The sequence below is a fragment of the Herbaspirillum camelliae genome (assembly GCF_001929405.1).
Taxonomy (GTDB): Bacteria; Pseudomonadota; Gammaproteobacteria; order Burkholderiales; family Burkholderiaceae_D; genus Herbaspirillum; species Herbaspirillum seropedicae.
This window is the reverse complement of record NZ_KV880769.1, coordinates 1997095-2024023: the sequence shown is the minus strand read 5'-3', so window position 1 is coordinate 2024023 and position 26929 is coordinate 1997095. Positions and strand designations below refer to the sequence as shown.

At 52.1% G+C, this 26929-nt stretch carries 24 protein-coding genes and 1 pseudogene; 16 read left to right on the top strand and 9 right to left on the bottom strand.

Annotation, left to right across the window (positions count from 1 at the left end):
• The first annotated feature begins 3 nt into the window (after positions 1-3).
• The 6 genes and pseudogenes from BGK68_RS09010 to BGK68_RS08985 all read left to right on the top strand — a co-directional run.
• Entirely contained in the window at positions 4-945 is a 942-nt protein-coding gene (locus BGK68_RS09010; RefSeq protein WP_075256815.1) for an SMP-30/gluconolactonase/LRE family protein, read from the top strand.
• Between the two features lie 43 nt (positions 946-988).
• A complete protein-coding gene (locus BGK68_RS09005; RefSeq protein ID WP_083657769.1) occupies positions 989-1777 on the top strand; it encodes a molybdate ABC transporter substrate-binding protein in 789 nt (262 codons plus the stop codon).
• A gap of 24 nt (positions 1778-1801) precedes the next feature.
• A complete protein-coding gene (locus BGK68_RS09000) occupies positions 1802-2698 on the top strand; it encodes an alpha/beta fold hydrolase (protein ID WP_233149274.1) in 897 nt (298 codons plus the stop codon).
• Between the two features lie 33 nt (positions 2699-2731).
• Positions 2732-3631: an alpha/beta fold hydrolase gene (locus tag BGK68_RS08995; protein ID WP_075256814.1), complete on the top strand. Its 900-nt coding sequence runs from the start codon at positions 2732-2734 to the stop codon at positions 3629-3631.
• A 200-nt stretch (positions 3632-3831) separates the two neighbouring features.
• Positions 3832-5376, top strand: coding sequence for a methyl-accepting chemotaxis protein (locus BGK68_RS28605; protein WP_075256813.1), 1545 nt, complete (start codon positions 3832-3834; stop codon positions 5374-5376).
• A 501-nt stretch (positions 5377-5877) separates the two neighbouring features.
• Positions 5878-5976: pseudogene (locus BGK68_RS08985) on the top strand (transposase); the annotation flags it as partial.
• Positions 5977-6046: 70 nt separating this feature from the next.
• On the opposite strand, the gene BGK68_RS08980 reads toward BGK68_RS08985, so the two are convergent.
• The 5 genes from BGK68_RS08980 to BGK68_RS08960 form a co-directional block, all read right to left on the bottom strand.
• Positions 6047-6598 (bottom strand): DUF5131 family protein, encoded by a 552-nt coding sequence (locus BGK68_RS08980; protein WP_075256812.1) that lies wholly within the window; start codon positions 6596-6598, stop codon positions 6047-6049.
• A 95-nt stretch (positions 6599-6693) separates the two neighbouring features.
• The gene (locus tag BGK68_RS27420; protein ID WP_143433004.1) at positions 6694-8022 is read right to left on the bottom strand and encodes an ATP-binding protein; all 1329 of its coding nucleotides are present in this window, start codon (positions 8020-8022) and stop codon (positions 6694-6696) included.
• Complete coding sequence (locus BGK68_RS27415; protein WP_143433003.1) at positions 8019-10031, bottom strand: transposase; 2013 nt, start codon at positions 10029-10031, stop codon at positions 8019-8021. The genes BGK68_RS27420 and BGK68_RS27415 overlap by 4 nt, the downstream gene beginning before the upstream one ends.
• Entirely contained in the window at positions 10022-10999 is a 978-nt protein-coding gene (locus BGK68_RS08965; protein ID WP_075256809.1) for a PDDEXK family nuclease, read from the bottom strand. The genes BGK68_RS27415 and BGK68_RS08965 overlap by 10 nt, the downstream gene beginning before the upstream one ends.
• Before the next feature lie 209 nt (positions 11000-11208).
• Positions 11209-11466 (bottom strand): DNA-binding protein, encoded by a 258-nt coding sequence (locus BGK68_RS08960; protein ID WP_075259751.1) that lies wholly within the window; start codon positions 11464-11466, stop codon positions 11209-11211.
• Positions 11467-11512: 46 nt separating this feature from the next.
• Here BGK68_RS08960 and BGK68_RS08955 point away from each other — a divergent pair, with 46 nt between their 5' ends.
• Genes BGK68_RS08955 through BGK68_RS08935 form a run of 5 tightly spaced genes read left to right on the top strand, consistent with a single transcriptional unit; the run spans position 11513 to position 16104 of the window.
• Positions 11513-12022, top strand: coding sequence for a helix-turn-helix domain-containing protein (locus tag BGK68_RS08955; protein ID WP_198937183.1), 510 nt, complete (start codon positions 11513-11515; stop codon positions 12020-12022).
• Positions 12023-13540: a TniQ family protein gene (locus BGK68_RS08950; RefSeq protein ID WP_075256808.1), complete on the top strand. Its 1518-nt coding sequence runs from the start codon at positions 12023-12025 to the stop codon at positions 13538-13540.
• A gap of 8 nt (positions 13541-13548) precedes the next feature.
• Positions 13549-15018, top strand: a complete 1470-nt coding sequence (locus BGK68_RS08945; protein ID WP_075256807.1) for a TnsD family Tn7-like transposition protein — start codon at positions 13549-13551, stop codon at positions 15016-15018.
• Between the two features lie 31 nt (positions 15019-15049).
• The gene (locus tag BGK68_RS08940) at positions 15050-15643 is read left to right on the top strand and encodes a 3'-5' exonuclease (RefSeq protein WP_075256806.1); all 594 of its coding nucleotides are present in this window, start codon (positions 15050-15052) and stop codon (positions 15641-15643) included.
• Positions 15640-16104, top strand: a complete 465-nt coding sequence (locus tag BGK68_RS08935) for a 3'-5' exoribonuclease (RefSeq protein ID WP_075256805.1) — start codon at positions 15640-15642, stop codon at positions 16102-16104. The genes BGK68_RS08940 and BGK68_RS08935 overlap by 4 nt, the downstream gene beginning before the upstream one ends.
• A gap of 233 nt (positions 16105-16337) precedes the next feature.
• Here the strand turns inward: BGK68_RS08935 and BGK68_RS08930 are convergent, their stop codons facing one another.
• Genes BGK68_RS08930 through BGK68_RS08920 form a run of 3 tightly spaced genes read right to left on the bottom strand, consistent with a single transcriptional unit; the run spans position 16338 to position 19714 of the window.
• A complete protein-coding gene (locus BGK68_RS08930) occupies positions 16338-17237 on the bottom strand; it encodes a plasmid partitioning protein RepB C-terminal domain-containing protein (RefSeq protein WP_075256804.1) in 900 nt (299 codons plus the stop codon).
• Positions 17234-18151, bottom strand: coding sequence for a ParB/RepB/Spo0J family partition protein (locus tag BGK68_RS08925; protein WP_075256803.1), 918 nt, complete (start codon positions 18149-18151; stop codon positions 17234-17236). Before BGK68_RS08925 ends, BGK68_RS08930 begins: the two co-directional genes overlap by 4 nt.
• A 9-nt stretch (positions 18152-18160) precedes the next feature.
• The gene (locus tag BGK68_RS08920) at positions 18161-19714 is read right to left on the bottom strand and encodes a recombinase family protein (protein WP_075259749.1); all 1554 of its coding nucleotides are present in this window, start codon (positions 19712-19714) and stop codon (positions 18161-18163) included.
• 1146 nt (positions 19715-20860) lie between these two features.
• Here BGK68_RS08920 and BGK68_RS08910 point away from each other — a divergent pair.
• The 5 genes from BGK68_RS08910 (at position 20861) to BGK68_RS08890 (ending at position 26418) form a co-directional block, all read left to right on the top strand.
• The gene (locus BGK68_RS08910) at positions 20861-22405 is read left to right on the top strand and encodes a methyl-accepting chemotaxis protein (RefSeq protein WP_075256801.1); all 1545 of its coding nucleotides are present in this window, start codon (positions 20861-20863) and stop codon (positions 22403-22405) included.
• Positions 22406-22618: 213 nt separating this feature from the next.
• Positions 22619-23748, top strand: a protein-coding gene (locus tag BGK68_RS08900) for an IS3 family transposase (RefSeq protein WP_143433002.1) whose coding sequence is annotated in 2 segments (ribosomal slippage) — positions 22619-22871 and positions 22871-23748 — 1131 coding nt in all. Because the reading frame shifts where the segments join, the coding sequence is not laid out codon by codon here.
• Positions 23749-23840: 92 nt separating this feature from the next.
• Positions 23841-24047, top strand: coding sequence for a hypothetical protein (locus tag BGK68_RS27405; protein WP_143433001.1), 207 nt, complete (start codon positions 23841-23843; stop codon positions 24045-24047).
• Positions 24048-24748: 701 nt separating this feature from the next.
• On the top strand, positions 24749-25612 hold the full coding sequence (locus BGK68_RS08895; protein ID WP_233149272.1) for an alpha/beta hydrolase: 864 nt from the start codon (positions 24749-24751) through the stop codon (positions 25610-25612).
• 143 nt (positions 25613-25755) lie between these two features.
• Positions 25756-26418 (top strand): TIGR02466 family protein, encoded by a 663-nt coding sequence (locus tag BGK68_RS08890; RefSeq protein ID WP_075256798.1) that lies wholly within the window; start codon positions 25756-25758, stop codon positions 26416-26418.
• 36 nt (positions 26419-26454) lie between these two features.
• Here the strand turns inward: BGK68_RS08890 and BGK68_RS08885 are convergent, their stop codons facing one another.
• Positions 26455-26904 carry a hypothetical protein gene (locus BGK68_RS08885; RefSeq protein ID WP_075256797.1) on the bottom strand — a complete coding sequence of 150 codons (450 nt, stop codon included), beginning with the start codon at positions 26902-26904 and terminating at the stop codon, positions 26455-26457.
• Positions 26905-26929 lie beyond the last annotated feature (25 nt).

Sequence of the window (26929 nt, the reverse complement as noted above, 5' to 3'; positions counted from 1 at the left end):
ATCATGTCGCATGACACCTGGCAACCCAGTCTGCGCACGCCCGATCCGGCGGTGCGTATTCTCGATCCGCGTTTCGAACATTACCGCCTGCCGCATGCCACCGTGGAGCGTCTTTGGACTGGTGCGCGCTGGTCAGAAGGCCCGGTCTGGATCGGTGACGCCCGGGCGCTGCTGTGGACCGACCTGCCCAATGACCGCATCCTGCGCTGGGACGAGGTCACCGGCCAGGTCGCCGCCTACCGTACTCCGTCCGACAAGGCAAATGGCATGACCCGCGACCGCCAAGGGCGGCTGATCGTCTGCGAGCACGGCGCACGCCGGGTGACTCGCACCGAATACGATGGTTCCGTCACCGTGCTTGCCGACAGCTATCAGGGCAAGCGCCTCAATTCCCCCAACGATGTGATCGTCGCCAGCGACGATGCGGTGTGGTTCACCGATCCGCCTTTTGGCCTCGTCAGCGACTACATGGGACAGGTCGCGCAGCCAGAGCTGAGCGCCAACCTGTATCGGCTCGATACTCGCAGTGGTGTGCTGGAATGTGTGAGCGACCAGATCCCCGGTCCTAACGGCCTGGCCTTCTCGCCTGATGAAAAGAAACTCTACGTCGTCGCCTCGCGCGCACGTCCGCGGACCATCCTGCAGTTCGAGGTGATCGATGGCCGTCGCCTCGCTGGTGGCGAGGTGCTCATCGATGCCGTCGATGGCACGCCAGATGGGTTCCGCGTGGATATCGACGGCAATCTCTGGTGTGGCTGGGGTACCGGTAGCGCAGAACTGGATGGCGTACGCGTCTTTGCACCTGACGGTAGTGCCATCGGTCATATTGCCCTGCCCGAGCGCTGCGCGAACCTGTGCTTCGGTGGCCATCTGCGCAACCGTCTGTTCATGGCGTCGACCTCGTCGCTATATGCCCTCTACGTCAATACCCGCGGCGCGGTTTAAGTACCGCAGCCGCGCCATTCCAACCCCTGTAAAGGAGGAGACCATGCACTATCTGAAAATGACCCTTTCGACGGCGGCCGTCGCCTGCATGATGACCGCTACAACCCTGCCTGCCCACGCGGCCGAGATTCACGTATTGGCGACCGGCGCCCTGTCGGCTGCCTTCAAGAAGCTGGTGCCGGCTTTCGAGAAGAAGACCGGCGACCATCTCATCATCGCCTGGGGACCGTCCTACGGCAGCTCTGCGGATGCATTGCCGACCCGCATCCGCAACAAGGAAGCCATGGATCTCTGCTTCATGATCGGCGCGGCCTTGGATGGACAAATCCAGCAGGGAGTCTTTGATCCGGCCACCCGCGCAGATCTTGCCCAGTCCCGTGTCGGCGTGGCCGTGCGGGCCGGCTTGCCTGTACCGGACGTGAGCAGCGTGGAGAAATTGCGCACGGCCTTGCTTGAGGCTAGATCGGTGGCGTTTTCTGAAGGAGCAAGTGGCACCTTCATCGTCAACACGCTGTTCCCGAAGCTTGGAATTGTCGAGCAGATGAAGAGCAAGAGCGTGCTGATACACGGCAAGGAGCTGGTAGGTACGGCCATTGAACGTGGCGAGGCCGATCTCGGCCTGCAGCAGATTAGCGAGCTGCGCGCCATTGCGGGGATCCAATTTGCCGGGCCCTTGCCCGATGCCGTGCAGAACCCCAACGTAATTGCAGCGGCCATTGCGCGCGATGCCAAAGAGAGAAAAGCGGCCCAAGGTCTGATCGACTACCTGCGAACAGCAGAGGCCAAGGCCATCTTCGAAAGTACGGGTCTCGATCCCGTTTCCGCTCGCTGAACCGTCATCATCCGTGGAGCTGACATGATGAAAACACGATATCAATGGGTGGCGGCTGTGTTGACCGCCGTCTTCGCCACTTGCGCATTGGGCGCGCAGGCAGATGCTTCGCCGGAGCCGGCCCGGGTCCAGAGCAAGATCATCCGCAATGGTTCTGGACAGGTCGAGACCCTGATCCAGGGACGTGGTCCGGTGATCGTGATCCTGCCCTCGCTGGGGCGTTCCGCCACAGACTATGACCAGGTGGCCGTCTATCTTGCTGCCGAGGGATTCCGCGTTATCCGTCCCTTCCCGCGCGGTTCGGGGCAGAGCCGAGGGGCCATGACCGGCGTAACCTTGCACGACTTCGCCGCTGACGTGGCCGCCGTGATGGACCAGGAAAAGACCGGGCCAGCCATCGTCGTGGGCCATGCCTGGGGCAGCCAGCCGGCGCGCATGCTGGCGGTAGACCGTCCCGATCTGGTCAAGGCGCTGGTGCTGGCAGCGGCCTCGGTTGGTAAGTTCCCGCCAGGCTCCAAAGAAAAATCATATGGTCGTCTGGTGGAGGCTATCAATGGTTCCGGTGACCCGACGCTTCCCGAGGCGCAACGACTGTCCTATCTGAAGCAGGCTTTCTTTGCACCAGGCAACGATGCCCGCGTCTGGCTCAGTGGCTGGTTCCCAGCGACTCATCATGCACAGGCCGAGGCGCGTGACCATACCCCTATCGATTCCTACTACTACGGCGGCAGCGTTCCCATCCTCGATTTGCGCGCGCAGTACGACACGGTGGTGATTCCGCATGTTCTCAAGGCATTGCTTGGTACACGCGTGACCGAAGGCGAGATCGCAAATGCAGGACACGCAATGGCACCGGAGCAGCCCCTGGCCATGAGCAAGGCAATTGCTACCTATGCGCGGCAGATTTATCAGACGAAGTGAAAAACCAACGACGTTCAATCAAAGGAGATGAAAATGAAACTGATCAAACAAGGCCTTGTTCTGCTGCTCAGCGCAGCACTTTCCGTTCCGCTACTGACTGCAGCCCAGGCCACGCCCAGTAGCGTCGATACCGCCTTGGTGAAGCGCGGTGATGTGCAGATTGAGGTGATGCGCCAGGGACAAGGGCCGGTGATCGTCATGCTGCCTTCGCTGGGCCGCTCCGGACGCGACTACGACGTGGTGGCGGCCAAGCTTGCAGCTGATGGGTTCCGCGTATTGCGCCCCGAGCCGCGCGGCATCGGGCAGAGCAAGGGACCAATGCACAACCTGACGGTACATGATTTCGCCGCAGACGTGGCGGCCGTCGTAGAGAATGAAAAGCAGGGCCCAGTCGTGGTAGTGGGTCACGCCTGGGGCAATTTTGCTGCGCGTCAGCTGGCCGCCGACCGGCCTGATCTGGTGCGCGGCGTGGTCCTGGCAGCCGCATCTGCTGGCAAAGTTCCGCCTGGCTCCAAGGAGAAGCCAATCAGCGACGACATGCGTATCGCCATTGATGGCCCGAGCAACATGAAATATTCCGAAGAGCAGCGTCTGGAATTCTTACGCAAGGCCTTCTTTGCACCTGGCAATGATCCCCGTGTCTGGCTGGGTGGCTGGCATGAAGAGACGCACGAAGCCGAATCCCATGCCCGCAACACGACGCCGGTTGACGATTATTTCGCAGCAGGGACAGCGCCTATCCTCGATCTGCAAGCCGAACATGACGCGGTAGCGCCGCGCCGCTTCTCGGGGGTGCTCAAGTCCATGCTGGGTGATCGGGTGAGCATCGTGGTCATTCCGAATGCTGGTCATGCACTTGCACCTGAGCAGCCGCAAGCCATGGCCGATGCCATCGCTAATTTTGCCCGGCGCGTTTTTGACGTGAAGAAATAAAGAAGTCGGGACGGCGATCATCCCTGTTGGCGTTCATCGAGAAAATCGGCTCATTGAGACGACGATAGTGAACTACCGTAGAGATGATCGCCATGCAGAGGTATGGACCACCGCAAAGTACGTCTTTGGCTGACTCATTGCCACTATGAAATGGCCGTATCCGAATACGTCTGGGGATAATTGGGAAATGAGGGGGAATCATGAATACGTTAAAAGCCAAGTTGATCATGTCGCTGTTACTGATGTGGTGCGGGCTACTGGTATTGTCGGGCTGGTCGGCATTCAATACCAAGCAGACTATGCTCAATGAGCGTCGTGAGGGACTTAAGCAGGTCGTCGAGTCCGCCGAAGGGGTGCTCAAGAGTTATGCCGCAGAGGCGGCGGCTGGCACCATCACGCCGGATCAGGCAAAGCAGCGCGCGTTGGAGCGAATCGCTACTATGCGCTTTGGTAATGGCAACTATATATTTGTGATCGACCAACGTCCCGTGGTTCTAATGCACCCTTGGTCCAAAGAAGTTGTGGGCAAGTTTGTGGGGGACCGCAAGGATAGTGATGGCAAGCCTTACTACACCGAGATGGTCAAAGTCGCACAAGCCGAGAAGCATGGATTTGTCTTTTACATGGGACGCGTTCCGGGCGAGGATGAGTCCAACCGATCATCCAAGATGACCTATGTGATCCACTATGCTCCATGGAACTGGGTATTGGCCTCGGGTGTATTTTTCAACGATATAGAGAGAGACTTCTACAGGAATCTGTTCAAGCTCGGCGCCATGTTAGTGGGCATTGGTCTAGCCGTTACCTTGATGATGCTGGCAATCATACGGAACATCACGGGTATTCTTGGGGGAGAACCCGATTACGCCATGAGTATCGTTAGCAAGATTGCGGCCGGAGACTTGACTGTCCAGATGCGGGATATCACGGACAAACGTAAAAGTCTGATTGCCGAAATGTACGCAATGAAGCAGCGTCTGCTCGAGACTATCGCGGATATCCGTGGTGCGACGCAGGCTATTTACTTAGGCACCAACGAGATCGCATCCGGAAATCTCGACCTCTCTAGCCGCACCGAGCAGCAGGCTGCTGCGCTGGAACAAACTACCTCCACCATGGAGCAGCTAGCTTCTGCCGTGGATATGAATGCAAAGAGTGCGAGAGAAGCCGGCTCTTTGGCGACCAAGACAACCGATCTTGCAAACAAGGGCGAGGCAGCGGTTCAGGAGGTGGTGGTGACAATGCAGGAGATTTCCGAAAGCTCGCGTAGGATAGCAGACATTACCACGGTGATTGATGGCATCGCTTTTCAAACGAACATCCTGGCACTCAATGCGGCGGTAGAGGCTGCTCGCGCCGGCGAGCAGGGGCGAGGATTTGCGGTCGTCGCGGCAGAGGTACGCACTCTTGCTCAACGAAGTGCGACGGCGGCGCGAGAAATCAAGGCACTGATTGACGATTCGGTCAAATGCGTAGCGAATGGTTCCGACCTCGTAGATAGGGCGGGCGCTTCCATGCGCGCGATACTGGAGTCAATTGGACAGTTGGCATCGCTCACCTCGGAAATTTCATCTGCCGTTGAACAACAGAATCTAGATATCTCCGAGGTCACCCGATCAATCGGACAGGTCGATGAAGCCACGCAGCAAAATTCAGCGCTTGTCGAAGAGGCGGCAGCTGCCGCGGCGTCATTGGATGAACAGGCTCAGAGGCTGATGCACGCCGTAGATTATTTCAAAGTTTAATTTGTTGGCCATCCAGAGAACAGCCTTTTTCAAAAGTATGCTAAGTCGCCAGTCATTGATACCGCCAGAAAAGAAAATACGGCATATTTACCTCCAACATCCAAGTGGAGTGTCGCGGCGTGCTGGAACAAGGCTAGTCGATCAAGTGATACGCTTGCCGATCCTTCAGACTATGGCCACTAACATACCTACGCGGACGAAGCCGGGTGGGAGCAGTCAGATGGTCAGCCAAGCTTCTCCTGGGGCGACAGTAGGCGCCGTTTGGCAGATGCTCCCTATCCGAGATGGAGCATGGGCCAATTGCATGCAAAATGACCCATCAATGGTTACGACGAAATAATTCGGAATGGCTAACGGGACACCAGCAATGTGGCGCATATCAAATAGCTGATATGTGTGAGCCTGCTTAATTCGAGTTCCTCAATACGTAAAACAAACCTGACCTGCCCCCAAGATTAGCAACAAGAGTGAGTAGAATCCAATTCTGAAAGGAGTTGGATCATGAAGAAACGCTTTACTGAAGAGCAGATCATCGGGTTTCTGAAAGAAGCCGATTCAGGTTTGCCGGTCGTTGAGCTGTGCCGCAAGCATGGTTTCTCGGCAATTCAATGCGCCCACATAGTGCACTGAACTACGCCACGCCAGCAGAGTTTGCTGCACAACAGGGTTATTAACGGATTCTACTGTTCGGTGTAGCTGATTCCTGGGGGCAGGTCAGTTCGGCAGAAACGAAGCGAACAGCTACGTCGTGTTCTAGTAGGTGCTCTACGCGCCTATTAAGCCAAAGTTGATTTTCTGTACTTGTCCCGAGCCAGATATTAGTTGGCCATTTTCCACGCCATGGAGATAGCTTACGGACATGGCGGATTCTTTTTGTTAACAGGAGCCAATCGAGATTCGGGGTTGCTTCGATAAGGAGCCATAGTCGCTCTCGGGCTGCGTTTAAATCCTCTCGGTCTTCAAATACATCTGCCATGGACGCGCAAAATACCCGGCGTCGCTCACCAGCAGCTTTTGCCTCTCGGTCCCATTTGAGTGGCTCCTTCCAGTGAGCATCGGTGAAAAATCTCCTTGGCGCATCTTTCCCCCATAAATCATCCATTCCCACACGCTTAGCCCAAGTTTCTGCATAGCAATGCTTGCAGGCTGGAGAGATGCGAACGCAACCCCACCATGGATTGAATGTATGGTGTGTCCATTCGATTTTGCTGTTCACTCCCATGTTTTTCTCTTCTGGAAACGCTGTATAAATTATCAGTGGCAATAGAAGGAATGTACCTCAAACTGAATTTTTCGCAAGAGTGGGGGCGACATTTCTTATACATCATCTAAAAAGCTGTCCATGTTTTTGGAGAGAGTAGAGGCGTCTCGAGCTGGAGTTCGGTGAATAGAAAGAACCTTGCTGCCTGAATTCCTGTTTTTTCTTTTAGCTGGATTCTCTATGGCAGCAACGGCTTTGATTTCGGCCGCTGTCAGCGCCGATCGCATCTCAGCATCGGCGGCAGCACGCTCCTGAGCCGCAGTAGAAAATTGCACGATCCGAGCTAACTGTATGTTCCCATCATCAGGAATCGGACACCAGAGGTCTGGGCGGCCCCGACTAGGGCGATTGGCTATTGCCTGTTTGAATAGGAACTCCGTTTCGTCTCGATAAACTGTGTAAGCAGAAGATTTATATGCTTTGGTCAGAGATGTACTGGTGACGCCGCTGCCATTTTGAAATTCGATACGAAATGCCAGCGAGAGCAATTCGGATAATGCGCGTTTTCGCCCGAACGTGTATCGGTGTAAGTCGGGCGCCAGCTTTTGGGGATCGAAGGCGAAATTGGCTGGTGCAACCGCAACGAGCGCCTCGATGGTCTTGGTCCAGTCCTCGCTGTCCGGAGCATCGGGGTGCAAAATAATGGGTTGGGCTAGGAGTCTCTGCTGTTCTTCACCTGGCCGTCTCATCAAACGTTGCAACATTGAGAAGTTTGCCGCAAAGAGAAATGGAATTCCGATATACGCCAGGGACATCAGCATTTGGGAGACTCGAGTGTTTGCACTGTCGCTACCGGTTACAAACTGAAGTTCGTCGGCAACTAAAAACGGGACGGCATCTCGATACGCGAGTTTCCTGCAGCGCTTAATGAGTTCATATGGTTTCCCATCCTGGTTAGCCAATACACCTAGTACGTCACGGGCGGAAGAGCGGCTGCGGACTGTTACTAGCCAAGGGGGAAGTATCCGAAACGGAGGGTGCTTATCATCAACGACAACTTCATCGCTCTGAGATAGAAGACGTTGAAAGGTATTGAGTATTTCAGTTTTTCCGACTCCTGCTAATCCGGTGAGATATAGCGGTGGTGAGAACTCAAGCAGCGGCGGCGATTCTGCATAAACTCCGCTCATGAACGATTTCGCATCTGTATAGGTGGTAGCACAATGCGCAGCTGACACACCAATAAGTCGCCTCAGAATTGAAAGGCATTGGTTGGTCGGGTAAAAGACGGACCGGAAAGCCTGCTGTAGTTGCAGAGATGCTTGCTCCAGGGGGAGCTTGAAAAGATCAATTAGCACGGGGCCGCTTATCGTGGCTTTTTCGCGAAGCACGTCCAAGTTTTCGAGCTCTCGGAAGCGATCGATCCAATATGAATTCGTTCTCATGCAGCGCTCTTCTTGGGAATTGCGGCTATCTGTTTATTCCGCTTTATTTTTCTTCCGTCCTTTCGCTGCCCAGCATCCCATTTCTTGCCGGTACTCGCTTGGAATTTGTTTTGGAAGTCTGCTTCATTGGCATGTTGATGGGTTCTAAACGCCGATTGAGAAATTCTTCGATGTGTGCTCCATTGATTCAGATCGAACAACGACATCCACTGTAAATCTTCGTCTCCTCGGGTTCTAAGCTTGGCCTTGAGCATGATCAGTCGGCCTTGGACTTCGATCCAGGCGTGTCTTATGCATAGATCAATGACAAAGCCACTTACCGTTATATGTGCATCTCCGGCGGGGAGCAGTGAGTTCAGATATTCCAAATTCTCTGCGTTGGTCGGCGTATACCTAAATGACTCAAGGTAAATGCCGTCGTTGCGGATCTTGAAGTCCTGAGGGGTGAGGAAGCTTCGAATAGCATCCTCAGGGCTCATAGGCTGGGCATCATTCCGGAAGCGCTCGTCGTAGTGATTCCAGAGGCCGCTTGGGGTTGGTGAGACATGAGCTAATTCGCTATCTGGGTCCATACGATCTTCGATATTAGATCCGTGATTGAATTTCATAAGCGAAATAATCTCTCGCTTTGCAAGCTGTACGGTCGTTAGCGCGCTTTGTGTATAAGTTGGTTTCCCTTCTTTCTTCATCTCTCTGGGATGGGATGATTCGACTGTGGCTTTTGACTGGCCGGACCAAGATGGCGTCATTCCCCGGATTGAGAATATTTTCTCAGGATACTCCGCAATTTTTTTACTTGAGCCAGGCCCTCTATCTGCCGTGATGTGTCCCGGTAATCCGACGCTCACCCAATCACCTGGGTTAAAAGGTATACCCCACAAAGCGCAGTAGAAGTCTTTGGGGAGGGCCATGCAGCAGAGCATCATGCGATAAGCGGCAGCGCGTTCTTTCCCTATTGAAAAGCCGATGCCGACCATGTAGCCACTTAATACGTCGCGTGCGGTCACTACACAGATAGCCTCTGAAGATCCTCCTTCAACATATGGCTTTGGGACTTCCGAGACGTAATATGCATCTACCTCTACTCTCTCCATTAGGTTGCTGATCTCTTCCGTATAACGTCCCTTGGAGCGAGCAATTTTCGATCTATATCGGGGTGCGCCGTATAGTGTTTTCTGAACTGTTTCCTTTCCTATCACAGTGTGAACAATGTATTTAAATTGATCATAGGTTGGTATTGGCTTTCCCTCTGGCTGTATAAAGATCTTCGATCCAAGAGAGGTTGCGGAAACGTCGCATTTGAAATCTTCAATCATTGCCTTAGCGTATATACGGCTCATCTTCGCTCCGAGATCCGCACGTTTCTGATAGCTAGCAATGCATTTCTCTGTCAGCTCTTTGCTTCTACCATGACCGAAGTTCTTTCCAAAGGCCAATGATGGTGCGCCAAATTTTTTATCCGGGAAGTTCTCTCGTTTCCAATGACCACTGAGATGGAATGGCGGTAAGAGCGACCACTCATTTCTTCCGAAGCAAATGAACGTAAGTAGCCAGAGACGAAATCTTGTTTCGTTTTGTTTGGGTGTGCAGTTGCGTGCGTAAGAATTTATCGCTAGCTTAGGCTGGTGATGTGCAAAGATCTCGTCTATGTGGTAAACGGCATCTTTAATGAAGTTGAGGCGTTCGTTGATTCGATCCTGATGGAGTTTTGCAGCGTGAGGTCTTTGTCTGTCGCGTTCGGCGAGATCAAGGCCTGATAACTGCTCAAGCCAAGGAGGTAGTGTTGCTTGTGTCTCAGCGACTGCAATATCCCCCGCTATTGCAGCGTTCTCAAAGGAATTTCGATCTGCAATGATTAGGTTCGCAGCTGGCGCCTTGCCAGGCGCGTATCGAAATTGAGCAAGCAACACCCGGTCAGACTTGGTATCATTTCGCAGGAAATGATAGGTCACGCCCTTCAGAAGATGGCGCCATCCCTCGGGAGCGATGATTTGAGCGCCTATGTGCATCGCGCACCATCAAACCAGTCTCGGTAGACATCCAATACGTCGCGCTCCTCGGCGCGCATAGGCCGATTGATCAATATTGGCCTAAATAGATCGACTCGAAGATCTCTGTTCCATATCGCTTGGAAGAGGATTGTTCTAGTCTCGCTTACGGGAAAGATGTTCCGTTCCGCGTAGTAGGCGATCACATCGCTCGGTGGAATTTCTAAGCTCAATGCGGACTGATAGCGGCAAGTGATTTCTTGCCTGTGGTCTTCTGAAATAGAGGTGGTGCGCCCGTGATGCAGAAAAAGTTGACGGAGATTCGCGGAGACATGTTCATCGATCTGCTCATTGGCAACAGAGACCGTCCGAATGCCGGCAGACGCATAATGTGCTGCCTCTATCTCATACCGTGCCAGGAGCTGTATCGACGGCGATCCATTCTTGGCCACTGACGCTTGGCTAAATGCAGACGTCTTATCTTTGATATTCCAGTTAATACATCCAATACCGCCATCTTCCAACTGGATCGCCCAGAGAAGGTCGCCACACCATGGATAGACGATACACATTCGAGCGCCTGGCGTACTTGGATCTGGAGCTGAAAGTACTGGTAGTTCATCGGACATTCCCAGCTGTTCTGCCGTTTCGATGACGCCAGCCAGGTGCTTTAATGAACTTCTGTCCGCAGCCGGATGAGACCACAGCGGATGCGGGCTTGCCGTGGGATTGAGCATGCGCTGCTCTTGCAAGCCAATAACGGAGGGGTGATAGAGCCCGAGAAGTGCTGCGTTCCGCTCGCCTGTGGATAACAAATGTACTTCCCGACCACGGAGCTTCCGCGGCGCCAGGATGTAGGCGTGAGAAATGGACGGTGCCTCTTTGGGCGTCGCAAGAATGCCTGGGATATAGCGTTCATCCCAGCAGGCGTCTTTCTGCCGCTGATAGATCGTCTTGGCTCTGGAAATGCTAATACCTTTGCCTGCCATACGGCACTCCAGGAAGGTTTTGTATTAAATTAAATACAATCGACTTGCTCAACAATTTGAGGCAAAACGACTCCTTGACTTGCCTGCCTGGAGGAGTGATACTTCTAGCGCGACCAAGAAGTTATCACCGCTCTCAAGCGGGAAAAGCCGAATCTTTCAGAAATGGGGGTTCGGTTTTTTGCTTTCTGCTTCTGAATTCTCCGAAGTTATTAGTTGGACTCGCCAGGACTACCGTTAGCCAGAAGTCTGCGTGATATCTCATCTACAGCTAAGCACTCTCCACGCTTAAGTCCTAATGCAATAGCAATTTGGTGGCTCTGCCCACGCATACATTTACGCTTCCCTTCCAGGACCTGATAGACCAAGCCGACTGAAAAGCCCTTCACTCGTGCCCATTCCGCAACCGAAGTGCCGCTTATCTCGAAAAGGGCTTTGGCGCTGGCCGTGTCATAGGACTGGGTAGCCATAATCATAGTCAAGTGTATGAAATATCATTCAATTTAGCACAAATATTTGAATGTTTTCATCTTTATGCATACCATGTGGAACATGAATAGCCAAATACACACAGATCTCAACAAAAGCCCGATAGAGGGCTTTGGCGAGCGTCTGAAAGAGGAAAGAAAGCGCCTGAAATATAGTCAGACGCAGCTAGGCGAGATTGGTGGTGTTGCACGCTTGGCGCAGCTTCAATACGAAGCCGAGGCAACATCCCCGACGATTCGTTACATAACGGCCATTGGCGAGGCAGGGGTCGACGTCACGTACTTGTTGTTTGGCGTGCGATTCCCTTCCATTCCGCTGGCTCCCGAGAAGATGGACCGTATTGAAGAGCGAGCCTTTGAATGGGTAGAGGCAGCTGCCGATAAGCAGCCCAATGGAAAATTGGACGCACAGACTCGAAGATTCTTAGTGCGTGTCGTGCGAAATATTTTGGTTCAGATGGAACAAGGATCTTTGCCGAAGGACACAGATGTAGGCTCATTGATCGCATTTGATGTAGCGTCAAGTCGGGGGCGCTAAATGGATCGGCTCAGCGATATTCAAAACGTTGTTGCAGTGCTCGGGGAGCTGATAAGGGATTCCAGTATAAGAACAGCGCCTGCTTCAGATGTCGATGAGCGGTTCTACGCAAGGCTGGCCGAGGCTAACCAGGAATATGAGGAGGTTTCGCGTGAGACGCCAACATGGGGGGCGGCGTCATTGTCTATCGCGAATTTTGCAGCCAATAGGGTAATTAATGAGTCTGGAAATGTCCCAACGTCTTTGAAGGTGTGCAGCCCATTGCTCGATGAGTTACTGAATGGCTGGCTGGGAAGAATGATGATCCTCAACTGCACTGACTCTCAGAAGGCGATGCTAGCGCAGATGCTTGAAAGTGCTCGGCAAGTCAGCCCTGAGATCATGCCTGAATCAGATATCTCGAAGTTCGCTCCGATAATATTGCAGGCAAGCAGAGAGGATTTCCTACGGTTTCTTACCTTCGATGCCTTCAATCGGGCTCTGATCGCTCCCAGTGGAAATAGACCTGGGAAAAAGTCGGTCAAGCATCTCGCTGCATACGAACGACATGCAATTTTCAAATTGCCTAGTAAGTACCTAAGACTCTGCCCCGGTTGTGTAGAGGATGATTTGGCCAAGTATAGCTATTCATATTGGCGCAGAAGTCATCAAATATCAGGATGTCTCTGGTGTGATATTCATGACGAGCCCTTGCGTATCGCACAAGATAAAGATGCCACTGTTTTTTGCCCGCACCAAGTTGACTCATTTGCAGACGTTCGTCTTCTTCAACTGACGACTGACCAGGTCGAAATGTTGAAGCGCTATCGTCGCATTGCCAATGCAGTTCTTCAGGACGCGCCGCAAATTCTAGAGGCGGCAGCTAGCGAGATTTTCGGACGTCGCTCAAGAATGCTTGAACTTAGAAGTGGCAGAGTTGGGAAGAAAAAGACAGTTAGCCAATTTGTACAAGAAATCCTTCCTGCTTGGTGGCTTTCCGAAACATTTTCGCGGATCAAGTGGGCTCCAAACAAACACATTCCTGGCATTGACGGTGCATGCACAACTCAGACGGCTAAGCTGTGTACAACAAACACATTTTGTATGCTGGCTGCAGTTTTCTATGAGAATGCGGAGGAGGCGTTGGCTGCTCTCATGAATCCACAAAGGAAACCTCGTGATCGGGAAAAGGGAGCGGCGTACTGGTCGAGGAAAGAAGTCTGGGATCTCTACGTTAGCGAACGTGGAAACGTGACCCGAGTTGCTGAGCGACTGAACATGTATGCAACTACGGTATCGGTCGGTTTGCGTAATCAAGGGCTCCCCGCATTGGGGCATTCTTCCAGCGTGAAAACGTGCCTTGAGCGATTTCTATCGGGCGAGTCTATAGCTGAAACATGCTATTCAGAGGAGGACATTGCAGCGCTGGAGGCAGTTATCAGAGCTGCGTGTACACCTCTCAAGGCCGCTACGGATGCGATGAAAAGGCAGAAGCGAAACGATGGGGACGATGAGGCGCGCTACGCACGCGTGGGATGAGATGGGTTATGGAAATGACATCTCGATTGTTTCCATACGATTTATGGCCGAAATTTTTGGATCAGGAGTCGCTGTACAGTTGGTGTGCCCGAGTTCATCGATTGTCGGGTGGTTTGTCCTCAAAGGCAACGAGTAAGCAACTTTTCGGCGACAAGTTATCTGGCGTGCGCACCGATTTTCCTACGCCGCTCAACTCATTACTCGGCGAGGTTGGTAGCGCTTTGGGAAGCGCTGAGAGCATTCTGACCGATCGAACGATGTTTGGTTTCTATCGAGGATTCCTGCCGGTCGAGCGATGCGATGAGTTGGCAGACGCTGTAATGAAAGGACCTTTTTCGCGAGTCCACTATGCGCTTGGCCTGTCGGCCAGCCTGTCTTTCACTTCTAGATGTCTGAAGTTCTGTCGGCATTGTCTTGGAGAACAGGCTAATGGCAAAGTCGGATGGTGGAAAATAACTGAGCAATGGCCGGCAGTGTTTGTTTGTAATGTGCACGGTCAGCCGCTTGACCGCTTTCTTATCGAGCGTGGTGCAGAGTGGCTCCTACCAATAGACGCTTTGAGAGCAGAGCCTCTTAGACAGACAGTGCTAGATGGATCAAGCCTTTCACATCTAGCAAAGATTTCTCAGATCTGCAGGGAGATGTTGCAGACGATAGGCCTAGACTTGCAGACCGAGACTTTGCGCTATTGCTATCTGTTTGCGGCCAGGGATCGTGGGCTTCTATCGATGGATGGAGCGTTACGCTTAGCCGAGCTGAGAGCCGACTGGCTCAAGTGGGCAGGTACTGCAATTGAGCTTCCAGAACTCCTGTTTGCAAAGGAAGTTGGAGACGCTAATGGGGGATTCATCGGGCAGTTAGTGCGTTCGTATCCTGGCATACGACATCCCCTCAAGCATTTTCTTCTAATTGCCTATTTATTTGATGGCCTGGCAGAATTTCGCGAAACGAACAAGATTGTCTCTGAGATATTACGGAGCGAAGGTACTGATGCGGCTAAAAGCCATCTCTGCAACCTCAGAACCAAACTGGCAGCACTTGTAGTAGGTGGGGAGAAGTCCGTCAACGCTGCCGCGGCGGACATCGGAGTCGCACCAAGCCAGGCAATCAAGTACTTGAAAAAGGTGAGAATTGAGTACGCAAGGCGCCCTCGAATAGTCGGTACCTCAAAAGAGGAGCGATTGGTTGAGTTGCTTCAATCCGGCAGTCCGCGAAGTGTTATTTGTAGAGAGCTTAATCTTCATAACAGATTCATTAAGGACTATCTTTCCCGCAGGCCGGCGCTCAGATCGACGTATCAGGCAGCTAGTTTGGAGAGAACGCGTGAGGTATATCGGAGTAACTTCCTGAGGATCGTACAAGTGTATCCATCGATGAGGCTTAAAGAGATTCAGAAAATCCCTCAGAATGGCTATCAATGGCTACGGCGGAATGATGCCGAATGGCTTTCCGCTGTGCTCCCTTCGTTATGGGGCTAGGTTGAAGTTATTTTGATAGATAGGAGGAAGTGTGGCTAGGTTTCTAGTGGTCGACTTGGAAGCAACTTGCTCAGATGACGGTAGCATTTCCCTCGAGGAAATGGAAATTATCGAAATTGGGGCGTGTTGGGCGAACGAGTGGGGAGTGATTCTCCACCGATTTCAGCACTTTGTGCGGCCTTTGGAGCGGCCGGTGCTGACGCCTTTTTGCATGGCATTGACTGGGATCTCGCAACGAGATGTAGATCAGGCATCTCTGTTTCCGGTAGCTGCTAGGGCCTTGTCTGAATTCGCCAGCCATTTCGCCGAGCCCGGCGCCACCTGGTTGAGCTGGGGCACCTATGACATGAAGCAGATTGCAAGAGAAATTGTGCGGCATGACATTGCATCGCCATTGGCGATGCCCCATCAAAATGGCAAGAACATGTTTGCCAAGGCGCAGCGAATTGGAAAAGAGGTTGGTATGGCGAAGGCCTGCGAACTCGCGAAGATTCCTATGGAGGGGCTGCATCACCGAGGGCTCGACGACGCGGTTAATATTGCCAGATTAATGCCATGGGTGCTCGGAAACGCTTCTCTGCGTGATGCACCCAATTTAACTTACCGACCGAATGGGGTGCTATGAAATTGAATGTCTTCATCGACACCGAGTTTACGGATTTTCTTGATCCACAACTAATTAGTATTGGGCTTGTGGCCGAAACAGGGGAAGAGTTTTACGCGGAACTTCCCTACAACATCGGGGAATGTAGCGAATTTGTGAAGGCGGCAGTGCTTCCCTTGCTTGGTTACGCTCCTCATGCTGAAGTCAGTAAAGGCGAGTTGTATGGAAGAATCACGCAATGGTTGCGTCTGGTCCGTCCCACCGATGCGGAGATCCATATTTGCTACGACTACCAGACTGACTGGGATTTGTTCTATGACGTACTGAATGGTCGGGTTCCTCCTTGGTGTAAACGCAGACTCGTGGCGGACAGAATCAACGAGTTGCTTCGTTATGAGTACCATAAGAAGAATGCCCTGCCGGAACACCATGCGCTAAACGATGCGAGGGCAAATTGCTACGCCTTTAGAGAAGTGCCCTAGGCTTCTGCGTATGGGATGCATAGCATGCGTCGCACCAATCCATCTCTCATCTATCGTCGGATGTAGAATGGTATTCCTCATAGTTAAGAGAAAATTTCATCAAAATTTGGCGCCAATTGAGAGGAATTGTGAATGAGCGTCGAAGGTCACCCAATCCTGCGCATCACAACGAGCACGACATCGTTACTTCCAGACAATTGAACTTTGAGACATTCCGACCATCGCTGCATCTCCTACTCTTGACTGATCCCGCGACCATCTGCCGCGATGGCATCAAGTGTCGCGGTAACGCTGGAGAGCAAATCTGGATGGTGCCGCTGAAGATGCCGACGAATATTCTCGTTACGAAGAAGACGGTTGATAAAGCCTTTGGCCACGACGAGGGAAAGCATGGTGTCACCGATCGTATCTTCTACAGCTAAGCTGTCGTGTTGCAGTCGCTCCATCTCGGCTTCCATTCGAGTGATATCCTCGGGTGAAATATCTTTTCCCACCTGGCTTTTTGCTCTTTCCATCAACGCCTCTGGCCGAGTAGTCACCAGTATCATGTCCGCATAACTTTTCGCGAACTTATTTGCCGCTATCATCATTTCTGCAGCTTCGATTTGCCGTATGGGCTTCATTTTTCTGAATACTCTGAAGACTTCAGGAGAGACTTGTCTGTCCTTAAGAAGTCTGGCCGCCTCTGGTGCAACTCCATCGAGCAAATGCGCTTTTTCCCGTACTTTTTTGACGTCTATAGCCAGAACCTTTGCGATTCTTTCCTCGGACGCCCCCTTCGCTAGCGCTGCTCGAATCATCCGGTATTCCTGAACTGAGGCAATGCGGTTTATTTGCTTGTTGTAAGTAAAGCTCTCGTCATCCAGTGCCACCATACAGCGAACGGTGCTTTGGCCAAGTGATTTCACAGCTTCCAACCTGAGCCGTCCATCTAAAAGATCGAAATGTTCTGTTTGTCCTTGGGATGGATGTACCGCTAGCGGTTCGATAATACCAAGCTCTTTCACTGAACTTAAAATGCTCCTAAATTTGGCCGTAACAAGTACTTGCTTTTTAAGTGGCACGAGAACGCGGATTTTGTTAATTTCCAATTCTAAGATCTCGCGGTCAAAGCAGTGTCTAATATGGCTCATGGCAGCAGATCTCCAGGAAGACGCCGGGCGATGACTTCTGGGATGTCGTTTACCTGCTCAGCACGAAGAAGAGTTCGGAAGTGTTCATCAGATAAAAAATGCCGTATGGCAGAAATAATTAGTAAAAGGCGCTCTTCTTGAACACGGGCCTTTTGAATGTTCAGCTGCTGCCGACGCACTTCCGTTTTATATATCCGGAGCAGCTTCTGCGGTGTTGGACTATCTTGATCTCTCTTGCGCTTGGGATACGCCGATTTTCCTAGAGCTTCTCGCTTGCTGATTATTTTTCTAACAAGAAGAAGTTCGTCACCCTTTAATGTGCCGTCTTCATATGCATCCATCAACGCTTTCTGCACCCCGTCGTTAGACCCACGTGAAATTTCAACGGCAAGCCAGAAAGGTACTTGCGACTTTTCAACTGCACGGAGAAGTCTTTGTTCGCCGTTATCGAGGAGATGGAGAATACTGCGAACATAGCTCGTCTCCAGATTTGTTTTGATGGCAATCTGCTCTAGACTGTATCCTTTTTGCCGTAGCACCAGAATGCCGCTGAGCAGCTCCTCGGTAGTGTGCCTGCGCCTAGCGATATTTTCAGTGAGCGAGATTAGGAAACGATCTATTTCAGGTGCAGCCACGATGCAGCAAGGTATCTCGGTTTCGCCAAGGTGTTTCAATGCCTCAAATCTGCCCTGCCCGCACAGGACTTCGTACCACTCACCGGCTGCGTCTTTCCCCCCTATAGCGACTGTAACAGGGCGTTTTAATCCTAGTACCGAAATGTTCTCAACAAGTCGAGAAAAAGTGAGTGGATTTCTGCTACGCGGGTTCAAAATCCGAATACGCTCAGCGGGGATAAGCAAAATTTCTCTGGACGCGTCTAATTGTTCCGAATGAAGCTGTCGAGGATTTTCCATAGGTCTCTCTTAAAGCGCTATGCGGCGCGCCAAATAGGTCAGCATGGAGAGATCATCGTAGCGGTAAGCATCGAACCGAGTTTCATCCACCTCCCCAAGTCGGAGCTTTTGAGAAAAGACTTCTATATGGGGAAGGAGATAATAGTCGCGGATCGCGCATGCATCCTCGCTCATTCGGACTGCAATAGTGATTTCGGCTCGTGCTACATTATCGAATCGTAAGATCCACCTATTGACGCCGTTAGTCAGGCTACGGCAACGACATAGCACAAGGGCTGCACTAAACTCCCTGTTGATCCACAGTAGATCGGATTTTAAGTCTTGTTCTGCTGTTGCTCCGACTGCATGTATCGCAGTAATCGCGGCGGAGACAATTTTGGGATGAGCTTCCCGGAGCTTCTTGTTTATTTCAAGATAGCGATAGTCCCGCCCCGGATCGTAGCCAATAAGAGTATATGTTCGAATGAGGCTGCCGAAGCGGCTGGCGAACGCGCTGCTAGACGGGCATCCATTAGATTCATCAATGATTATTCCTGAGAGTCGTCCATGTTGACGCAATAATCGTTTCAGCGCATCCAACATTTCATCGTTAGTAAGCCGATAAGAGCGGGCTAAAATGATCTGACGTGCTGCATTGAAAATAAGGCGCTCTACAAGAGGAGAAAAAGCGCCCTCAGCGCGGGCCCAAGCAGCTGGCGGATTGTGAACACGCTCCAACTTCAGCTTGAACGACGTACGATTCCAGACGTTATCTCCGACATACTTCTCATTAATCAAAATCTGATGAACCGTACCCCGAGTCCATGAAGTCCCGCGGTCTGTTAACTTTCCCTGACCGTTGAGGTTGGCTGCAATTTCAGCTTCGCTCAAACCGTCTTCGACAAACTTGTTGTAAATCCATCGAACCGTTTCCGTCTCGTCTTCCGGTCCTGGGACTAAGATTACCCGATCTGTTTGAATAGATTTATGTTGGCCAGCCTCCAGTATTCCTTTGTGGTTCCCGGTATGGTCAATCAGCATTCTTCGGAGGCCGTAGCCAGCGGCGCCGCCTTGACGAACTCCAAGCTGGATTAACCGTAACTGTCCTGCATGAACCTTTACACTTAATTCTCGGCTGTACTCCCCTGCCATTGTTCGTTTGACATTTTTGATGATGCTAGAAACTGCGCTGCCATCATTTTCAAATTGTTCTGCACAATACAGAACTCGAACACCGGCTTGCTTGCAGCGAATCTCGTAGCTAGCGCTCTCATCGGGATCCTGAAAACGTCCCCATCTGCTGACGTCGTAGACTAAAATAACTGCGAATTCAGCGAGTCCAGACTCCACGTCAATTAAAAGTGACTTCAACTGGTCACGACCTTCTAGTCGTAATCCACTTTTACCAGCATCCGTGTAGACCTTAGTAATTTCAAGGTTTCGTGACAGGGCGAACGCTGTTATTACCTCGAGCTGATTTTCGGTCGAATATTGCTGGTGCTCAGTGGACATACGTACATATGCAGCGGCACGCTGCTGAGTTGATTTGTCCTGGGCGCGATTTGCGGGTCTGTTTGACGACATCGCCTTCACCTCATCCAAAGCATCTACGTTACGACCTAACCTCCTATGTTTGGGATCAATATACTTTCGCCGAGGTGAAATATGTTGCGAGAAGCACGTAAAAAATTGCGGAATGAATCTCCCAAAAAGTTAACAGCTCATGAATATGCGATAGCGATTGAGGTCGCACTCAAGCAAGAGATTGGAAAATCTCGGCACGCTGTGAAGACGCTCTCCAAGCTTACAAACGCAAGCGAAAGGACTGTGCAGAATTGGTTGGCCGGTGTCAGAGGGCCGAATGGTGTGCATCTAATCTTATTAGCGCAAAAATTTTCTTCTGTCCGATCTACGATCATGTTTCTTTCTGGACAGGAAAGACAGTATCCCGTTGGATCAGAGCTAATCGTTGACCTCTTATTTGAGGCTATTGCGCTACTGACGCAGCACTAGGGACAGCAGTAGGAGTTCAGGCTACACCCGATGCGCCCACGCTGATGGGCGCTATGAATCTGGGGCGCTCAATGTCGCCAATGCCATCGGTGCATGGTCGGGTGGATATGCCATTGTCCAAGGTTACGGTTTGCTGTCGGCAGTTTGGGCAGGATTGGGCTCACGTCGGCAGGGCTGGTGTTGTTCCTGTTGGTGCAGCGCAAGCCACGGGCAGTGCGCACTATAGCCTGCCTGCCAGTCCTGAGCGCCTCAGTCCTTACCACCTTGTGGGCCATGAATAACGTGGGCGCAAAAGGCAAGACGATGTCTTAGGGTAGCAACGCCTCATGTTGCAAGAGATATCCCCACGGTGAGATGAGTGCCGTCAGTATCGCCAGAAGGGTCACAGCGTGATAGATGTATATCGGGTTTTTCCGAAGGCCTGTGCATCCTTCGGCGGATGTTCCACCACCCGCTGCACTTCCGGTCGCTCCAGCCTACGCTGGCGGACCGATCAATCCCGTTTTCGTTTGACGCAATTTGACGCAGCCACAGCGTCTATCGCGTTAGTCCGAGCCTGTCAATCAGGAAAATAGAAGTCGCTTTAAGGCGAAATGCAGCAAGCGCATCCTTGTTTCCGGTTGAAAACACAATAAAAAACAAATATAATGAATTAAATGATTAAAAACCGATTAACACAATTTAATCATTAATTCTTCAACAACGAAAGGATGAGCCATGAAGGCGTTCGCAAATATGAAGATCGGAGCAAAACTCGGGGCCGGTTTCGGCGCACTGCTGGTTCTAATGGTGGCCCTTTCGGCTATTGCTTGGATAAGCTTGAACTCAGTCACCAAAGCAATGGAGCACGGCAACGATCTTCAGGTAGATAAGCTAGGCCCTATTTATGTAATGCGGGAAGCGCTCGGGCAGACCGGGCTCGCAGCTCGCAACGGATACATTTTTAAATCCGATACCGACGCCCAAAAAGAACTCAATATCGTCGATGAGCAAAAGAACATCTACTTGGCGGCTCTCAAAAAGCTACAACCTGCCTTGGGAAATACGAAAGAGTTCGGGCCAGTCAGCGCGGGCCTACTCAAAATGGCAGACGAACTTCGTCGACCGCGGGCATATCGTGAAGCTGGGAAAATGCAAGAGTATGGCGACTTCCTGGTTCATGAATGCAGTCCGTTGCGGCGTCAAATTGTGGCCGATATCGACCTGCTCCTGGCAGCGGTGAAGCAAGAGGCTGACACTGCAAGAACGGATGCAGGCAAAACGGCAGACACATCTCGCGTCGTCATCATTTCATTGGCTGCTATTGCGCTGGTTGCAAGCACCATTATCGCCTTACTCATCACCCGAGGTCTCCTTAACCAACTTGGCGGCGAGCCCAGCTATGCGGCAGAGATCGCATCCAAGATTGCCAGTGGAGATCTCTCCATCCAAGTAGATACCAAACAAGGGGATGACGCGAGCCTATTGTTCGCTATCCGGACGATGAGGGAAAGCTTGGCTTCTATTGTTACGCGAGTGCGGGCTGGCACGAACAACATTGAAACTGCTTCGACCGAAATCGCAGCCGGCAATCTTGACCTTTCCAGCCGTACCGAAGAGCAGGCAGGCTCCTTGGAAGAAACGGCGTCGGCAATGGAGGAATTGACATCGACAGTGAAACAAAATGCGGAGAACGCACGTCAGGCGAGCGAGCTGGCGGTGTCCGCGTCTGGCGTCGCAGGTGAAGGAGGGACGGTAGTGAACCAGGTGATTGAGACGATGAGTCAAATCAACGATTCGTCGAAGAAGATTGTCGACATCATCAGCGTCATTGACGGCATCGCCTTCCAAACAAACATCTTAGCTCTTAATGCGGCCGTAGAAGCTGCACGAGCAGGTGAGCAGGGGCGTGGGTTCGCGGTGGTGGCCACGGAAGTCCGTAGCTTGGCCCAGCGTAGCGCCGCAGCGGCAAAAGAAATTAAGGTTCTGATTAGCGATTCTGTTGAGAAGGTAGAGACCGGCAGTCAGTTAGTCGCCCAAGCAGGGCAAACGATCGGTGACGTAGTCGAGAGTGTCAAACGCGTCAGCTCGGTCGTATCTGAGATATCAGCCGCAAGCCGAGAGCAGAGTGATGGCATTACGCAAGTCAACCTCGCCATTACCCAAATGGATAACGTCACACAGCAGAACGCTGCATTGGTTGAGCAAGCGGCAGCAGCAGCCAAATCTCTACAAGGAGAATCAGCGGAACTCTCCAAGATCGTTTCAACGTTCAAAATCTGAGTGCTTTCGGCCATACGGCGGCGGGGAAATACTGACCCGTCGCCATTCAAAAGAGGTGCAAAAAATGGATAAGAAAACTGCAGAACCGCTATCCCAGGAAGATGCGGAAGCTCTATTTCACGCCATGAAAAGGTGATCTGCATCGACGAAATCGGACCGAACCTGGATTGAGTTTTTCGGCAAACTGTGCCTTAACGGAAAAGGAGGTTTGCCATGAAGAAAAAGCGTTTTTCAGTGGAGCAGATCGTGGCGGTGCTGAAGCAGGCGGAACTAGGAATGCCTGTTGCCGAAGTGATCCGCAACGTGGGTATTTCGGAACAGACGTTTTATCGCTGGAAGAAGCAATACGCCGGCTTGCAGTCGGATCAGGTCCGTGAGTTCAAGCAACTCCAAGAGGAAAACGCAAGGCTCAAAAAGCTGGTTGCGGAGCTGAGTCTGGATAAAGCGATCTTGCAGGATGTCGCTGCAAAAAAATGGCCCGGCCCGCGTTGAAGAATGAAGTAGTGGACTATATCGTCAGTCACTACGGCATTCAGATACGTCGGGCCTGCAGGTTGATGCAACATTTGCGCAGCAACTATTACTACCGCAGCGTCAGGGATCCGCAGTTGGCGCTGCGCCGGCGCATGCATGAAATTGCCGGCACCCGTGTGCGCTACGGTTATCGGCGCATCCATGTATTGTTGGGGCGAGAGGGTTGGCAGTTAGGGCGGCATCAAGCTTATCGGATCTACCGTGAAGAACAATTGCAGTTGCGTTCGAAGTTGCCCAAACGACGCAAGATGGTGGTGACGCGCCAGGCCAAGGTGCAGCCAAAACGCCCCAACGAGGCCTGGAGCATGGACTTTGTGGCCGATCAGCTATCAAACGGGGTGAAGTTCAGAACGTTGACGATCGTTGACGTGTTCAGCAAGGAATCATTGGCCATCGAGGTAGGGCAAAAGCTCAGAGGCGAACATGTGGTCGAGATGCTCAATCGCTTGGTGGCGCAACGCGGTGCACCGAAGTATGTATTTGTAGATAACGGAAGCGAATTCTCTGGGCGCTTGATGGACCTATGGGCTTACCACTACGGCGTGCGTATCGACTTTAGCCGCCTTGGAAAGCCAACCGACAATTGCCATATCGAGACGTTTAACGGATCATTCCGGGATGAATGCCTCAATGTGCATTGGTTCAGCTCCTTGGCAGAGGCCAAGGCGATCATTGAGGATTGGCGCAGGGACTACAATGAGAGCAGGCCTCACTCTGCTCTCAATGACATGACACCACTCGAATTCGCAAGTCGGGTAAGGGATTCAGGTCTGGAGCAAGAAATTTTAACGCCGAAAACTAACTCTTAAAATGGTCCGGCGTTCCGTAGCGGATCAAAGGTTAACTACTGAACTTCAGCTCCTGTCTGAAAATTTAGAGCAAGCAGCGCTCGAAATGGAAGATGGCGAAGCCGCAAAGTTTAAACAAGAGGTTTACGACGCTATCGAGAAAATCAGGATCAGATCAAAAGAATAGCGCGGTGGATATCGCCAGCTTAGCTGCTATCAGGGTCTTCCTGATACAGATCATCATCGGTTCAAATGTGTTTGAAGAGCGAGATGAACAGGGAGGGGATCATGCAGGAGGTAGTTTGGAGAGAAATAGTTAATCGGTATCTGCAGGAAATTCCCACATTGGCAAAAACGCCTGCGATACGCGCGTCTTTTGTGTAAGTAACCTTCTGTTTTTAGCGCAGGCATTTCATTTGCCTATAGTGCATTTCTGTTGAACTGAGTGCAGGTGGAAAGCCTACCTCCACCGGAAAATCATTCGCACAAAAATATCGGTTCACCAATTTTTGAAGAGCCACTGTTTTCATTTCCTATTTGTCAGATATCAACAAAATCGTACGTGATATTCGATTGGCCTTTGCCCTGGACAAATCCTATCCATGGCCGATTGCAGAAATTAGCTACAATTACTTTTCGATATTGAGAAGGCCACCGGAATGGTGGCCTTTCCATTGGAGCTGACGCTTTTGCGATTGTGCTTTTAATACAGTATCAAGGAGTCCGACAGACTTTAATGAGCTCGACAGACTTTATTCCGGAAATACAGACTTTATTCTTATTTATCATGATCAAGGTGCTCGGCGATGCACGCTCCTATGATCGTGTTGGTCGAGCCGACCTGCTCCCATGAGGCCATCCACTCAATCTACAAATATCGGCCATGGAATGTACATCGTCCTGAGGCAAAGTCTCGCCCCTGATGGCGCAATGATGTCGCATCGATGCTCTCAAGATCGTGGCAAGGTGCTGACGTTGCTGTGTCGATTTTTCTCTGGCGGTGACCGTGGAAGATGGACGAATGAAAACAATAGAACTGGCCGGTGGCGATCACGCCGTCCTGGCGCTGCACGGGCTATACGGCAATCCACTGGAATTGCGCTATGTTGGCCGGCAACTGCAACGCGCAGGCTATACCGTCGTGATCCCCCTTATTCCCGGCTATGGATATGCCCGAGGCAGCGCCGGGAGCGTCAAGACAGCCACATGGCAGCACTGGTATCAAGAAGTGGAGCGTGAGTTTGATGCGCTTAAAAAGAGATACAAGACCGTTTCGGTGATCGGCTTGTGCATTGGCGCCGTACTCGCCTTGCGCCTGGCAGAAGAGCGTAGTTCGGGCATTGCGGCGCTGGGTCTGTTTGCTCCCACACTCGCCTACGATGGCTGGAGCATTCCTCGTTACAGGTTCTTGCTTCCGCTGGTCTACTACACGCCATTCCGGTTCACCTATGCCTATCAGGAGCGCTTCCCCTACGGAATCAAGAACGAGGTATTGCGTAACAGGATCGCGCAGGAGATGCGCAAGAGCGACGCCAGCCAGGCAGGTGCTTCCGCCTTGCCTGCAGAGGGTATCTTCCAGGCACATCGATTGATCCGCAAGGTCCGCCGTCATCTGGGCGACGTAAGAACGCCGACGCTGATCGTCCATGCTGCCCAAGACGACGTGGCCAGCCGTAAAAGTGCCGATCTGGTCGAGGCGAAGATTGGCGCCCAGTGCCGCAAGAAAGTCATTCTGCAGAATAGCTACCACATGATTACGCTTGATAACGATAAGGAAATCGTTGCCCGCGAAATCGTCGACTTTCTGGCCGTTCAGCGCTTCAAGGCCGATGCACGCCCGAGTCCGGTATCGACGGTACAGAGATTACGGTTCATGGCCGGCTGACAAGACCCATCGCGTATAGGGTGCTCGGTGTGATACCTCCTCCTTTCTTCCTTACATCGCCGGTCGATATGGATCGACGGCCGATGAGCGGGTGACTGCGCATGCCAACGCCATATTTCCTGTAACTGCCAAGGAAAATCACAGTGACCCAACACGTAACCGAATTCGACCTCGGGAAGATCGAGATTCACCGTCTGTTTGCTACCCCGTTGGCCAGTATTGCCGTGCCGGATGCGGAACAACTGAACCAAGCACTCTCTGCTGAGATATTCAGCCGGCAGCGTCACCATCCTTCAGTGCAGCACAGCAATGTGGGAGGCTGGCAATCTGCGCCGGACATATGTTCCTGGCAGAGTCCCGCCATCACCAAACTGATCGACTGGGCGCGATATTTTGCCAACCAGCTGACTGCCATCAACGCGCCAGACGGGCTAGTCGCTTCCACGCTGGATTGGCATATCGAAGGTTGGGCCAACATCAATTCCCATGGTTGTTCCAATGCCATGCATGCGCACCCGGGGGCATTCTGGTCATTGGTATATTGGGTTGACGATGGCTCCGAAGAAGGCGATACCGCGCCTCGCGGCGGCGAACTGGAGTTCTTTGACCCACGGGGCATTTTGCCAGCCATCTATGCGCCCAAGCTTCGCTTCAGGATTGAAGGGTGTCTGAATGCCGGCTATACGCAAATAGTCCATCCCATCTCTGGCCGCATGATTGCTTTTCCCTCCTGGATGCAGCATTGCGTCACACCCTATCTGGGTCACCGCCCGCGCATTTCCATTGCACTCAACTTCTCGCTTTGATACCAATGGACCGATTGGCGCCGCCGCAATATCCGATCAGATCAGATGCTGCAGATGCCGATATCCCGCAACCCTGGCAAATTCGGCAAGCGTCCAGATAGCAGAGTTCGCGCCCCAGCAACCATCCGGCACCTCGAAGAAGACGGTCGACATCAGTAGTCTGCGTCCATCGCCAACAGGCATACTCTTTTCCAGTATCGCGTAGACCCCCTCGAGAAACACCGCACGCATCGCGCTATCCACAACACCCTCTGGCACCTTGATCTCGACCATGCACGGGATAACCGAGTCAGGTATGGCAGACCCTCCGACACTCCAGGACGCCGCCTCCATTTCCTGAAAAACAGCCCAGGACAACATCCGCTTGCTGGTTTGCGCCGGCATCTGTTCCGTGTCTGCTGCGAACGATGCGATCTGATGTGCGGCCGCTGTGCGGGCATCGTCCGTCAATACTCCCCTGGGGATCTGAATCACGATATTGGGCATCTGCGCTCCTCTGATTTGTTGGAGT

Coding starts and splice junctions, on each gene's coding strand:
- BGK68_RS09000 (WP_233149274.1), top strand. CDS start 1,802: ATGATGAAAACACGATATCAATGGGTGGCGGCTGTGTTGACCGCCGTC.
- BGK68_RS08960 (WP_075259751.1), bottom strand. CDS start 11,466: ATGGCTACCCAGTCCTATGACACGGCCAGCGCCAAAGCCCTTTTCGAG.
- BGK68_RS08895 (WP_233149272.1), top strand. CDS start 24,749: ATGAAAACAATAGAACTGGCCGGTGGCGATCACGCCGTCCTGGCGCTG.
- BGK68_RS09005 (WP_083657769.1), top strand. CDS start 989: ATGCACTATCTGAAAATGACCCTTTCGACGGCGGCCGTCGCCTGCATG.
- BGK68_RS08910 (WP_075256801.1), top strand. CDS start 20,861: ATGAAGGCGTTCGCAAATATGAAGATCGGAGCAAAACTCGGGGCCGGT.
- BGK68_RS08995 (WP_075256814.1), top strand. CDS start 2,732: ATGAAACTGATCAAACAAGGCCTTGTTCTGCTGCTCAGCGCAGCACTT.
- BGK68_RS08980 (WP_075256812.1), bottom strand. CDS start 6,598: ATGGGAGTGAACAGCAAAATCGAATGGACACACCATACATTCAATCCA.
- BGK68_RS09010 (WP_075256815.1), top strand. CDS start 4: ATGTCGCATGACACCTGGCAACCCAGTCTGCGCACGCCCGATCCGGCG.
- BGK68_RS08950 (WP_075256808.1), top strand. CDS start 12,023: ATGGATCGGCTCAGCGATATTCAAAACGTTGTTGCAGTGCTCGGGGAG.
- BGK68_RS08935 (WP_075256805.1), top strand. CDS start 15,640: ATGAAATTGAATGTCTTCATCGACACCGAGTTTACGGATTTTCTTGAT.
- BGK68_RS08945 (WP_075256807.1), top strand. CDS start 13,549: ATGGAAATGACATCTCGATTGTTTCCATACGATTTATGGCCGAAATTT.
- BGK68_RS27415 (WP_143433003.1), bottom strand. CDS start 10,031: ATGCACATAGGCGCTCAAATCATCGCTCCCGAGGGATGGCGCCATCTT.
- BGK68_RS08930 (WP_075256804.1), bottom strand. CDS start 17,237: ATGAGCCATATTAGACACTGCTTTGACCGCGAGATCTTAGAATTGGAA.
- BGK68_RS08925 (WP_075256803.1), bottom strand. CDS start 18,151: ATGGAAAATCCTCGACAGCTTCATTCGGAACAATTAGACGCGTCCAGA.
- BGK68_RS08965 (WP_075256809.1), bottom strand. CDS start 10,999: ATGGCAGGCAAAGGTATTAGCATTTCCAGAGCCAAGACGATCTATCAG.
- BGK68_RS08920 (WP_075259749.1), bottom strand. CDS start 19,714: ATGTCGTCAAACAGACCCGCAAATCGCGCCCAGGACAAATCAACTCAG.
- BGK68_RS08885 (WP_075256797.1), bottom strand. CDS start 26,904: ATGCCCAATATCGTGATTCAGATCCCCAGGGGAGTATTGACGGACGAT.
- BGK68_RS27420 (WP_143433004.1), bottom strand. CDS start 8,022: ATGAGAACGAATTCATATTGGATCGATCGCTTCCGAGAGCTCGAAAAC.
- BGK68_RS28605 (WP_075256813.1), top strand. CDS start 3,832: ATGAATACGTTAAAAGCCAAGTTGATCATGTCGCTGTTACTGATGTGG.
- BGK68_RS27405 (WP_143433001.1), top strand. CDS start 23,841: ATGGCGAAGCCGCAAAGTTTAAACAAGAGGTTTACGACGCTATCGAGA.